Raw genomic sequence first — 12,847 nt, 5'->3', positions numbered from 1 at the left:
CCGGCGATCTTCGGATTGCCGGAACGCGACGTGGTGAGACGTCGGGTCGATCGGGCGACGCTCGTGCGGAGGTGTCGATAATGCATCACAAGAACAGATGAGGCATCGCAAATGCAGCTTCGAGCGTCTTGGTCGCGTTACACAAAGGTCACTGCCATCTGCCTGCTCGTCGCGGCGGCAATGGACCCGGGGGGTGTCAGGCTTGCGGGAGCAGCCCCCACGGGAGGTGGCAAGACAGGAAAAGCGTCGGTGCCAGCCGCCGTCGCGCCGGATTCGACCTCCGGGACCCAGGCGTCGCCAGATGCCGCAGGCAGCACCGTCACCCTCGCGCCACCGGCGCCGGGGACCAGTCAGCGCACCGTCACGTTCGCTCAGCTCGGGCAGACGAACGGCTTGCGCTTGCGTGGCACGGAAGGTTCGGGCGACGTCAACTTCGGTATCCGACTCGATCAGACGGTCGCCTCGGCGCTGCTGCGCCTGCGCTACACCTATTCGCCGGCGATGTTGCCGGATCTCTCGCAGCTCAAGGTCTATCTGAACGAAGAGCTGATCGCCACCTTGCCGTTCAACAAGGAAGAGGCCGGCAAGAATCTGGTGCGAGAGATTCCGCTCGATCCGCGCATGCTCTCGGGCTTCAACCGGGTGCGGCTCGTGCTCATCGGGCATTACACTTTGGAGTGCGAAGACCCGATGCATTCCAGTCTGTGGGCCGACATCAGCCCGCAGAGCGAGATCATCACGAGTACCCAGCCGCTCACGCTTCGCAACGATCTGGCCACGCTGCCGGCGCCGTTCTTCGACCGTCACGACAACCGGGACCAGTCGATTCCGTTCGTCTTTGCCAAGCCGCCGTCGCTCGACGTGGTGCACGCGGCCGGTGTGGTTGCGACCTGGGCTGGCGCCATCGGCGACTATCGACGCACGCGCTTCCCGGTGACGGTGAATGCGCTGCCGACGAAACACGCCATCGTCTTCGTCACGAACGACACGATGTTGCCGGGGCTGGACCTGCCGAAGGTCGACGCGCCCACGTTGCGCATGGTGTCGAATCCCAACGACCCGTCGCTCAAGCTCCTGGTGATTCAGGGGCGTGACGCCAAGGATCTCGAGACGGCCGCACTGGGACTCGTCTCCGGCCGCGCCGTGCTCTCGGGCGAGTCGATGCGCATCGAGGCGTTGACCCAACTGGCGCCGCGCCCGGCCTACGATGCGCCGCGCTGGGTTCGTACCGATCGGCCGGTCAAGTTCGGCGAACTGGTCGAGAATCCGAACGATCTCCAGGCGAGCGGCTACATGCCGTGGCCGATCCGCATTCCGCTCAATCTCCCGGCCGATCTGCTCACATGGCAGAACACCGGGGTACCGATGGATCTGCGGTATCGCTATACGCCGCCAGTCATGCCCGACGACTCGTCGATGACCGTTTCGATCAACGACCAGTTCGTGCGTGCCTACCGTCTGCGGGCCGCCGGAACGAGCAACGACCGTAGCCACATGCTGGTCGACCTGCTCTCCGACGGCACGATGGCGGACCGTCAGTCGGTGCGTATTCCCGCGTTCCAGGTCGGCGCGCGTAATTCGCTGTCGTTCCAGTTCGCGATGCAGCCGCACAAGCAAGGGCTGTGCAGCCAGACGATCGGCAATGCGTCGCGCTCGGCCATCGACGCCGATTCGACCATCGACTTCAGCGGCCTGCCGCATTACGCCGAGATGCCGAATCTGAATTTCTTCGTCGGCAGCGGCTTCCCGTTCACGAAGTACGCCGATCTCGCTCAGACATCGGTCGTCGTCTCGAAGACGCCGGATGCGGCGGAGCTCGAAACGGTGTTCTCGGCGCTGGGCCAGTTCGGCCGTTCGACCGGCACCTATGCCGATCGCTTCGAGGTGCTCGACACAACGCAGACCGATCGCTTCAAGGATCGCGACCTGTTGCTCGTCGGCGGGAAGGATATCGCCGAGCTGCTCAACAAGTGGGGCAAGAACCTGCCGTTGATCATCAACCAGACGCGCCGCGTGCTGTCGGCTCAGCCACGGGACTTCCGGGGCGACGGGGCGACGGGCTCGGCGCTGGCGGCGAGCCGGGTCGGGCCGGCACACATGGACGCGCTTTCCGACGGCTCGCTGGCGGCCCTCATCGGCTTCGAGTCGCCCGTGAGCGGTGCGCGCTCGGTTGTGGCGATCAACGCGTCGAGCGACGCCGCCTTGCTCAAGGTGGTCGACGCCATCGACGACACTGTCCAGCGTTCGGCCATTCACGGCGATCTGGCGGTCGTGAGCGACGACCGTACCGAATCGTTCCGGCTCGGCAAGACGTACTTCGTCGGCGACGTGAGCTGGTGGACCCGAATCCGTTACCACCTGTCGAGTCACCCGATTCTGGTCGGCCTTGTGGCGTTGCTCGCGGCATTTGCGATTGCGCTCAAGTGCTTCGGCTGGTTGCAGCGTCGCGCTGCACGCCGTCTGGAGAAGTAAATGAAACGCGCCGAGGCCTACGGCCGGCGCCGTCGTGCCGTGTTGCGCGCGCTCGTCGCGTGCGGCACGGGGCCGATGCTCGCCGGCCTCTCGCACACGACGCACGCCGCGCCAGCGACATCGAAAGCGGGGACGACGCAGACACCCGCCAATCCCGCCGCCGCCGGCGGGGCGGGCGGTGCACGGTCGTGCCCGGGGGTGGACTGGCCTGACTGGACTCGCTTCAAGGCGGGCTTCCTGAGCGACGACGGACGCGTGATCGATCACAGCATGGACGACCAGCGCACGGTGTCCGAGGGGCAGGCGTATGCGTTGATGTTTGCGCTGGTCGCCAATGATCGTGCCACGTTCGACAAGGTGCTCGCGTGGACCATCAACAATCTGGCGCAAGGCGATCTGACGGCGCATCTGCCGTCGTGGCTATGGGGCAAGAAGGACGACGGCGGCTGGGGCGTGCTCGACACCAACCCTGCCAGCGACGCCGACATGTGGATCGCATACGCGTTGGGCGAAGCCGGACGCCTCTGGCGTGAGCGCCGCTACTTCGCGCTGGGCGCATTGCTCGCGCGTCGGATTGCGGCAGAAGAGACCGACTTCATTCCCGGACTTGGCCGAACGCTGCTGCCCGCGCCCGTCGGATTTCATCCGGCCAAGGACGTGTGGCGCCTGAATCCCAGCTATGTCCCGATGCAGGTGGTTCGCCGTCTGGCGGGCATGTTCCCGGAGAGCGGCTGGGGGCAACTGATTCCGTCGTCGATCAAGCAGATCACGCTCACGACGCCGCCCCTGGGCTTCGCGCCCGAATGGGCGCTGTATCGCGCGGGACACGGCTTCGAGATGGACCCGGAGACGCAAGGCGAAGGCAGCTACAACGCGATCCGGGTCTACCTGTGGGCCGGCATGCTGGCCCCGGGCAGCGACGATTTTCACGCGGTGATGCACAGCTTCAGCGGCATGCTGAAGTTCGTGGCGGCGCGCGGCGCACCCCCTGAGCGTGTCAACACGCGCACAGGCGAGGCCAATCGCGAAGGCAATTCGGGGTTCTCGGCGGCGCTGGTGCCGCTGCTTCAAGCCCTGGGCGATACCGCGCAAGCGCAGGCGCAGGTGGCGCGGGCCCGTTCGCTCGATGCGCAGTCCCCGCCGGGTTATTACAGTTCGGTCCTTTCACTGTTCGGCCTCGGTTGGCAGGACGGCCATTACCGGTTCGCAGCCGACGGCACGCTGCAGGTGTCATGGGAGGCGGCTTGCGCCACACGCTGATCCGCTCCGCGTGCATGACGTGCCTGCTCATGGCGGCGGGCACGGGGCACGTGCGCGCGGCACCTGCACCGAATACCGCCAATACGTCAGGGCCCGTCGCGGCGAATCGCGATGTGAGCAACCTGCTCGCGAGCGCCACGCTCTGGCATGCGCGCCATCGCAACGATCTTGCCCGCGCGGCGCTCGAAAAAGCGCTGCTGGTTCAGCCGGACCAGCCCGATGTGTTGTCGCTTCTCGGCCAGATCGACATCGAGGAGAACCGAGCGCAACAGGCAAACAAGGCGCTGCAAACGCTGCGTGCCCGGTATCCGAACGCCCCGGCCACCAAGGCGCTGGCAGATGTGATCCGCGTGAACACCACCGACAAGGCCCGCATCGCCCGCGCCCGCTTGCTCCAACGCAGCGGCCAGGCCGACGCCGCGTTCGCCGAATACAAGGCGCTCTTTCCCGACGGCCCGCCCAGTGGCGCGCTCGGCGTGGAGTACTTCCGTGCGCAAGCCAACGCGACAAACGGTTGGCCTGCCGCACAGCAGGGTCTGGCGAATCTGGCGAAAACGTCGCCCAACGACACGCGGGCTTCGCAATCGCTGGCCGAGTTGATGATCGACCGCTCCGAGAGCCGTCTGGCGGGCACGCGCATGGTGGCCGAACTCGCGGCGCGTCCGAACGCCGACATGAATGCGCTGCTGCCGCTCTGGCAGCGCGGGCTGTCGAAGGCGGACGGCAACCTCGCGTGGCTGCCCCTGTATCAGCGCTATCTGGCGCTCGTGCCGAACGACACCGACATTCGCGCCGCTTACGACAAGCTCAACGCCCAGCAGGCGGCGCGCACGCGCATGCTGAACGACCCGGCGTACAAGGCGCGTCAGGCGGGCATCAAGGCCCTCGATCAGGGACGCCTGGGAGATGCCGAGAAGTCGCTCGACGCCGCACGGGCCAAGCGTCCCAACGATGGGGAATTGCTGGGTTCGCTGGGACTCGTGAAGATGAGGCAGGGTGACCACAAGGGCGCACAGGAACTGTTCGAACAGGCCTTGCGCAAGGACCCCGACAACGCGGGCAAATGGCGCAGCCTGCTCAAGACGTCGCAATTCTGGGGCGCGATGTCGCAGGCGCGCGATGCTCGCGACGCGGGGCGTCTGGACGAGGCCGACCGGCTCGTGCGCAGCGCATTGGCGAGCGATCCGCGCAACCCCGACGGACTGGCACTGCTCGGCGACATCGCGCTCGACGACAAGCGCGACGAAGACGCGGAACGGCTCTTCCAGCAGGCGTTGAAGATCGAACCCGACAACGATACGGCGCTGCGGGGCATGATTACCTTGTACTCGCGCCAGCAACGGCGAACCGAACTGGCGAACCTGCTCGGCGACTTGCGGCAGCGCTTCCCCCAGGAGAAGGCGCGCTTCGACAAGGCCGAGTCGGCCGCATTGTCCGACGACGCGGACCGGCTGATCGCGCAAGGCCACAACGGCCCGGCGCTCGCGGCGCTCGAGCGTGCCGTTGCGCTCGACCCGGGTAACGCGTGGACACGCTATTCGCTCGCCAGCCTCTACCGGAAGCTGCGTCTGCCGCAAATCGGCCGCGAGGTCATGGCCGAGGGCATGCGTCAGCCGCTCGAACCGGACGACCGTGCGCAGATGCTCTATGCGCAAGCCATTTATCTGAACGTGATCGACGACGAAGTGGGTGCACGCGCGGCGCTCGCGCAGATTCCGGCCGCGAACGTCACGCCATCGATCCAGCGCATGCGGACGACGCTTGCGATTCGCGACCTTGCACGGCAGGCGAGAGAAGCCCGTGCGGCGGGCGACGAGACGCAAAGCGAGCGTCATTATGGCGAAGCGCTGTCGCTGGCAGGCGACGACCCCGAACTGATCGGCGAAGTGGCACGTGCGCGCGTCGCGGCCGGGCAGCCCGATCAGGGCCTGGCGCTCATGCGGGACTGGCTTGCGGCGCATCAGGACAAGCCGCAGCCCGACGCCCAACTGCGATACGCAGAGCTGCTCAACACGGCCGAGCGCGACGGCGAACTCGGCACCTTCCTCGCGGGAATGGATCCGTCGACCCTGGGCGCGGACCAGCGCGACGAATGGCAGGACTTGCAGGACCGCCTGGCGCTGCGGCAGGCGGATCGTGCGCGCGCGCTGGGCGACTTCAAGACGGCTCGCGAAAAGCTCGACCCGTTGCTCACGCGTCAGCCGCCCGACAAGCGCGCGCTGTCGACGCTGGGCGACATCTATTTCGACGAGCGTCGCTTCGACGACGCGCGCAAGATCGCCGAGGCCCAGCTTCGGGAGGACCCCGGCAATCAGGACGCGCGTCTGTCGCTCGTGCGGGTGCTGTACGAACTTCAGGACGACGAGGCCGCCAACCGCGAACTCGATCGTGCGCTGGCCGAGGCGCCGCCCGATGACGTATGGACGCAACTCGCCGCGGTGAGGCGTCTCACGGCAATGGAGCGGTATGACGAGGCCATTGCCCTGAACGAGAAGCTGCGCACGCAATTCCCGGATACCCCGGCCGTCACGGTGCAGCGCGGACGCATCGCGCAGTCCCAGCGTCATTTCAACGAGGCGAAGGGATGGTACGACCAGGCGCGCAAGGAGGAGATCGTGCAGGGTGCGCTACCGGGCTACGACGGCATGACGTCGGCGGAGTCGGCCATCGATTCGCTGGAGTCGCGCCGTAACAGCTACGTGGCGGCGGGCTACGAGATCGACCAGAAGAAGGGCGACGGCGGCATCTCGATGTTCAATGCGCGCGCCGTGCCGGTGTACGGTCAGTACGCCGTGGGGTACGACGGGCACGTGTTTGCGCAGACCGACTATGTCAGTGCGGATTCGGGCGATCTGCCGCTCAACGGCACGTCGCAGATCGGCACGCTGCCGTTCCTGAATGTACCGGCATTTCGCGCCGCGAACCCCGGCGTGCTCTCCGACTACGGCACGAAGCGGCAGAAGGCGCACGGCCAGGCGCTCATGCTCGGCTACGAAAACGACTGGATCCGTGCGGACATCGGCCATACGCCCATCGGCTTCCCGGTCTCGTACGTGACGGGGGGCGTGCGCCTGTACGGCAATCTCGGCCGCTACAACTACTGGGTCGACGCATCGCGTCGGCCGATGACCGGTAGCATGGTGTCCTACGCCGGGTCCTATCTACCGTTACCGGAGGTCTTTGGCGACGGCAAATGGGGCGGTGTGCGGCGTGATGCGCTGACGTTCCACGCATCGCGCGACTTCCCGAAGTGGGGCATCTTCGGTGAGGCGAGTGTGGCGCGGCTGACCGGCGAGAATGTGTTGAACAACTCGGAGATTTCGGCGCGTGCCGGGGTGGACCTGCCGCTGATCTACAAGCGCGACATGCGGATGAACACCGGCGTGACGCTGTTCTTCGACAGCTTCGCGCAGAACGAACGCTACTACACCTATGGCCACGGCGGTTACTACAGCCCGCAAACCTATGTGTCGCTGACGTTGCCGCTGGAATGGTACGGCCGTACCCAGCGTTGGTCGTACTACCTGCGTGGCTCGGTGTCGCTCTCGCAGAGTCAGGAGAAGTCGATGCCGTACTTCCCGACGGATGGCGCGCTGCAGGCGGCGAGCGGTAATCTCACGTATGGCTCGGGCGGCGGTTTCGGTGTCGGCTTCTCGATCCTCGGACGCGCCGAGTACTGGGTCAACCGTCACTGGGTCATCGGCGGACAGGTGCAGTTCGAGCGCTCCGACTACTACGCGCCGAATCGTTTCCTTGTCTACATGCGCTATCACTTCGATGCCCGCCGTGGCGATGTGCCGATGCCGCCGTCGCCGGTACGTCCGATCTGGAGTTATTGACCTATGCGCGCTCGCATCGCAATTGTGCGTCAGTTCACCCGGCATCGTGCCTGCCGTCCGATCGCTTCGCGCCTGTGCCACGGGGCCGGGGAGGGCACATGCTGATCCTGATCGCCGTGGTGTCCAGTGCCGGTGGAGCAGGCCGCAGTTCGGTGAGTGCGCATCTGGCGGCGCATTTCGCCGAGGCGTCGCATCCGGGCGCCGTGCTTGAGCTTGATGCGCAGAACAGCATCGGCGCGTTGCTCGGATTGCGCGAGACGTGCCAACGGGGCGTGCTGTCGGCCGGCGTTGCGCCGGATCGCTGGCGCGACGTCGTGCGCGAGACGCCTGCCGGCGTGCCGCTGCTGCCCGCCGGTGCCAACGACGCGACGAGTGTCGCGGCCGTGGCCAAATGGCTGCAGGAGGATACCGGCGGTTTGCGCCGTCAGCTCGAGGCGCTGGGATGGCCCGACGGCACGCGTGTTTTCATCGACACGCACCGCCTGCCGGACGTCATCGCACTGGCGGCGGCTGCGGCGGCGGATCTGGTGCTCGGTGTGGTGCCGGTGACGACGACCGGCTACGTGACGCAGCCCGATCTGATCGCGGCGTGCGCGGGGCGCGCGCAGATGATTCCGAATCTGGCAGCCTCGAACTCGCCGCTGAACAACGATCTGCTGCATCTGATCCAGGCACGCGGTGATCAGGCCGTCGTGCCCCTGCGAATTCATCGCGACGATGCCATCGGGACAGTGGCCGCCGCCGGTGAGCCGCTTTCCAGGGCGGGGCACGGTTCGCAGGCCGCGCTGGACATCGTCGAACTCGCCGCCTGGGTGATGCGCGCCACGGGACCGGACGATGGGGCGGAAGGTGCGGCGACCGGAGGGATGCCATGATCACCGACGCACTTCGCTCCCTCTACCGGCTCGGGTTCGAGATCGTGGCGCTGCGTCTGGCGGTGCCGAACCGTCCCGACGGACGCGCGCCGGGCGTCATGCAATGGTTGCTCGCCGCCACGCTGCGCTCGCCGCGCCATCGGCTGTGGGTGACGCAGGTGGGTGACCATGTGGTGGCACGTCTGGCCATGCGGCTCGACGTGCGCCAACTGGACCAGTGGCGCGACTGGTGGCTGCGCGCCCTGTTTCAACCTGCGCGCGCCGGACGCCCCGACTACCCGGGACGCGCGTTCGCGTGGTGCAACGACCGCCTGACACAGCGGCTCGATCTGCCCGCCGATGCCAGCTTCTGGCAGATCATGCGCGCGTTGTTCTGGCGTCGTGCGGACCGGCGTCCGGCCTTTCCGCCGTACATGGCGTGGCTGGCGTTTCGCGAGCACAACGAGCGGGTTCGCCTGTGGCTGGTGCAGACACTCTTCGGCATTCCGCCCGATACGCCTGCACAGTTGGCGCACAAGTTCGACCAGAAACTCGAACAGGTGATGCAGTGGCGGGTCACGTCGGCCATCGTGGCGTTGATCGGCCTGATCGGTGTGTTCTGGATTGTCACCACGCCTTTCGAGCCGCTCGAACAGTTGCTGTTCTCGATTTGCACGCTCACGCTGGCGCTCGTGTTCCGGCGGCTCGACAGCCAGTACTCGGTGCTGGTGCTGATCGGCCTGTCGCTGATCTGCACGGTGCGTTACGTGTGGTGGCGCCTGACCCAGTCGCTGACGTTCGACACGCTGGCGGAGGCCACGGTCGGCTACACGCTGGTCGCTGCCGAGATGTACACGTGGATGATCCTGCTGTTCGGCTACCTTCAGACGGTCTGGCCGCTGCAGCGCCGGATCACGCCGCTGCCACCCGACGTGCGGCTGTGGCCAAGCGTCGACGTTTATATCCCGACGTACAACGAAGGTCTCGACGTGGTGCGCCCGACCGTGTATGCCGCGTGCGGCATCGACTGGCCGCCCGAGAAGCTCAACATCTATCTGCTCGACGACGGCCGTCGCGAGGAGATGCGCGATTTCGCGGCGCAGGCCGGGGTGCATTACGTCACGCGTCCCGACAACCGTCACGCCAAGGCGGGCAACATCAACCATGCGCTCGGCAAGACGCAGGGCGAGTACATCGCCATCTTCGACTGCGATCACATTCCCGTGCGCTCGTTCCTGCAAACGACGATGGGGGCGTTCCTCAAGGACGAACGATGCTCGCTCGTCCAAACGCCGCACCACTTCTTCTCCGACGATCCGTTCGAGCGCAACCTTGCCACGCGTGGCGCCGTGCCTAACGAGGGGCGGCTCTTCTACGGCATCGTGCAGGACGGCAACGACTTCTGGAACGCGGCGTTCTTCTGCGGCTCGTGCGCGGTGCTGCGGCGCACGGCGCTCAACGAAGTGGGTGGCGTCGCCGTGGAGACGGTGACGGAAGATGCCCACACGGCGCTCAAGATGCATCGCCGCGGCTGGAACACGGTGTACCTGAAAGTCGTGCAGGCGGCCGGTCTTGCCACCGAGTCGCTGTCGGGGCACGTCGGCCAGCGTATCCGCTGGGCGCGCGGCATGGCGCAGATCTTCCGCGTGGACAATCCGCTCTTCGGACGTGGCCTGAAAATCGGCCAACGGATCTGCTACGCGAACGCGATGCTGCACTTCTTCTATGGCATTCCGCGCATCATCTTCCTGCTCGCGCCGATTTCCTATCTGTTCTTCGGGCTGCACATCGTGCAGGCGGCGGCGTTGAGCATCTGTGCCTATGTGCTGCCTCACATCGCGCACGCGAACATTGCCAACTCACGGATTCAGGGCAAGTACCGGCATTCGTTCTGGTCTGATGTCTATGAGGCGGTACTCGCGTGGTACGTGGCGTTGCCGACGACGGTGGCCTTCATCAATCCGCGGTACGGCAAGTTCAACGTGACGGCCAAGGGCGGGCTGATCGAGCAAAGCTTCTTCGACTGGAGTATCTCCAAGCCTTACCTGGTGCTGCTCGGATTCAACCTGCTGGGGTTCCTCGCGGGCATCCTGCGCTTCTTCTACGGTCCCGAGCACGAGACCGGCGCACTGGTCTTCAACCTGGCGTGGGTGACGTTCAACCTCGCCGTGCTGGGCGCCGCGGTCGCGGTAGCCACGGAGGTCAGGCAGGTGCGCCGCACGCACCGGGTGACGATGCGCTTGCCCGCCACGCTCTATCTGCCGGACGGTCGCACGCTCGTGTGCCACACGCGCGACTTCTCGGGCGGCGGGTTGGCGCTGCAACTGCCGACGCCACTCGACTTGCCGGCGGGCACCGAAGCGCAGGTGGCGCTCACGCGCGGCACCACGGAATACGGTTTTCCGGTGAGCGTGGTCGGCGCGCGTGGGCAACAGCTGTTCCTCGCCTTCATGCCGCTGACGGCAGAGCAGGACAAGCATCTCGTGCAATTCACGTTCGGGCGGGCCGACGCGTGGCGCGACTGGGACGCCGAGCGTACGCGCGACGAACCGATCAAGGCACTGTTCGAAATGCTGGGCATGGGATTGCGCGGCTATCAGGTGCTGGCCAATTACTTGCTGAGCAAACTGGTGACGCGTTGGCAGAATCGTCTGCGCGGCGCACGTCATACCTGAGGGAACCCCAAGATGGGCATCTGGAACCTCTATTTCATTCTGAAGCTTCTGCTGCTGTGGGCCGGCATCATCGGCTTTCACGTGGTGCCGAACTTCATCTTCGCGTTGCTGCTCACGATTCGGCTGCGTCCGCGATGGGCGCGTATCGCGCGGCAGGTGATTGCGATTCCCGCAGGCGCGGCGTTGCTCTACTACGACTCGAACCTGCCGCCGTTTGCGCGCTTCATCGAGCAGTTGCCCGCGCTGATGCAGTTCCGCTTCTCGTACATCATCGAATTGCTCGGCCGCTTCGTTTCGGCGCGCGACTGGTTGCTGCTGGCGATTCTGTTGCTGGCGTACTGGATCGTGAATCGCTGGGTGCGGGTCACGACGTTCGTGCTGCTCGCGTTACTGATCGTGCCGGGCGTGCTGCGCGTGGGCACGCTGGTCTCGGTCCCGCCGGTCGTTGCCTCGCAGGGCCATCCGACGTCGCTGGCGAGCGGGCCGGCCAATGCGGCGGATGCGGCGGCGACGGCAGGCGGTGGCGGGAGCGAGTTCGTCAGCGGTGACGGCGAGGTGCCCCCGGGGGCGAATCCGAATGCGGCGCTGAACACCTTCTTTGCCCGCGAACTGACGCGCTCGGTCTCGATGCCCGCACAGGCAGGGGCCGGGCCGGATTTCGACATCATCTTCCTGCACATCTGCTCGCTCGCGCAGGACGATCTCGACTACGACAAACTCGAGAACCAGCCGCTGCTCGCGCGTTTCGATTACATCTTCAAGAACTTCAATTCGGCGGCGAGCTATAGCGGCCCGGCAGCCATTCGCGTGCTGCGTGCCGGGTGCGGGCAACCGACACACAAGGCCCTGTACGATCCGGCGGGGCCGCAGTGCTACGTGATGAGCAACCTGCAGAGCCTGGGCTTTACGCCGAAGCTCGCGATGAATCACGACGGGCACTTCGACAACTTCATGCAGGAAGTGCAGCAGAACTTCAACGTGCAGGGTGTGACGCCCTTCGACAACACGCGCACGCGCGTGGCCATGCGCGCATTCGACGAGACGCCGATCCGCTCCGACGGCGACGTGCTGCAATCGTGGTGGAAGCAGCGCACGGCCCTGCCGGACAAGCGCGTAGCGCTTTACTACAACACGATCTCGCTGCACGACGGCAATCGCCTCGAAGGCTCGAAGCTCACCAGCGTGCAAAGCTATCCAATCCGCGCGAAGGCCATGTTCGACGACTTCGGACAGTTCATCGATACGATCGAGAAGTCGGGACGCAAGGCGATCGTGGTGTTCGTGCCCGAGCACGGTGCGGCACTGCGCGGCAGCAAGCTGCAGATCGCGGGCATGCGCGAAATTCCGTTGCCGGAAATCACGCACGTGCCGGTGGCCGTGAAGCTCGTGGGTTTCGGCGATGCCGCGAGCGGTTCGCACGGCGGGCCAACGGTGATTTCGACGCCGACGAGCTATCTGGCAATGATGACGCTCGTCTCGCACCTTATCGCGAACAATCCGTTCGCGGGTACGCCGGATCTCGCTTCGTACGCGAACGATCTGCCACAGACGGCGTTCGTCTCCGAGAACGAGAACACGACCGTCATGCGATACGGCGGCAAGATGCTCATTCGTGGCGCGGATGGCGTCTGGGTCGACCTGAAGTCGCTCGAGTAGGGCACGGCGAGGCACGCCGGAGGGCTGCGCGAAATTTTCCGGAATCGCGCATACTGTGCGTTTTCCCGCAGGCGCTTTCGTCAAGTGCGAT

Annotated in this window: 6 protein-coding genes; all 6 read left to right on the top strand. The window is 65.8% G+C overall.

The genetic code is table 11. The features are described 5' to 3' along the window. The first annotated feature begins 249 nt into the window (after positions 1-249). Positions 250-2,472 carry a cellulose biosynthesis cyclic di-GMP-binding regulatory protein BcsB gene (gene bcsB / locus ABWO90_RS00780; RefSeq protein ID WP_353189292.1) on the top strand — a complete coding sequence of 741 codons (2,223 nt, stop codon included), beginning with the start codon at positions 250-252 and terminating at the stop codon, positions 2,470-2,472. Continuing rightward, complete coding sequence (gene bcsZ / locus ABWO90_RS00775) at positions 2,473-3,732, top strand: cellulose synthase complex periplasmic endoglucanase BcsZ (RefSeq protein WP_353189291.1); 1,260 nt, start codon at positions 2,473-2,475, stop codon at positions 3,730-3,732. It abuts the gene before it with no gap. Then, positions 3,705-7,571, top strand: coding sequence for a cellulose synthase subunit BcsC-related outer membrane protein (locus ABWO90_RS00770; protein WP_353189290.1), 3,867 nt, complete (start codon positions 3,705-3,707; stop codon positions 7,569-7,571). Before bcsZ ends, ABWO90_RS00770 begins: the two co-directional genes overlap by 28 nt. A gap of 98 nt (positions 7,572-7,669) precedes the next feature. Then, a complete protein-coding gene (locus ABWO90_RS00765) occupies positions 7,670-8,446 on the top strand; it encodes a cellulose synthase operon protein YhjQ/BcsQ (protein ID WP_353189289.1) in 777 nt (258 codons plus the stop codon). Then, complete coding sequence (gene bcsA, locus ABWO90_RS00760) at positions 8,443-11,100, top strand: UDP-forming cellulose synthase catalytic subunit (protein WP_353189288.1); 2,658 nt, start codon at positions 8,443-8,445, stop codon at positions 11,098-11,100. Before ABWO90_RS00765 ends, bcsA begins: the two co-directional genes overlap by 4 nt. A gap of 12 nt (positions 11,101-11,112) precedes the next feature. Further along, positions 11,113-12,756 carry a cellulose biosynthesis protein BcsG gene (gene bcsG / locus ABWO90_RS00755; protein ID WP_353189287.1) on the top strand — a complete coding sequence of 548 codons (1,644 nt, stop codon included), beginning with the start codon at positions 11,113-11,115 and terminating at the stop codon, positions 12,754-12,756. Positions 12,757-12,847 lie beyond the last annotated feature (91 nt).

It is taken from the genome of Pandoraea pnomenusa (assembly GCF_040391475.1).
In the GTDB taxonomy this organism is placed as follows: Bacteria; Pseudomonadota; Gammaproteobacteria; order Burkholderiales; family Burkholderiaceae; genus Pandoraea; species Pandoraea pnomenusa_C.
This window is presented reverse-complemented; position numbering and strand designations above follow the sequence as displayed.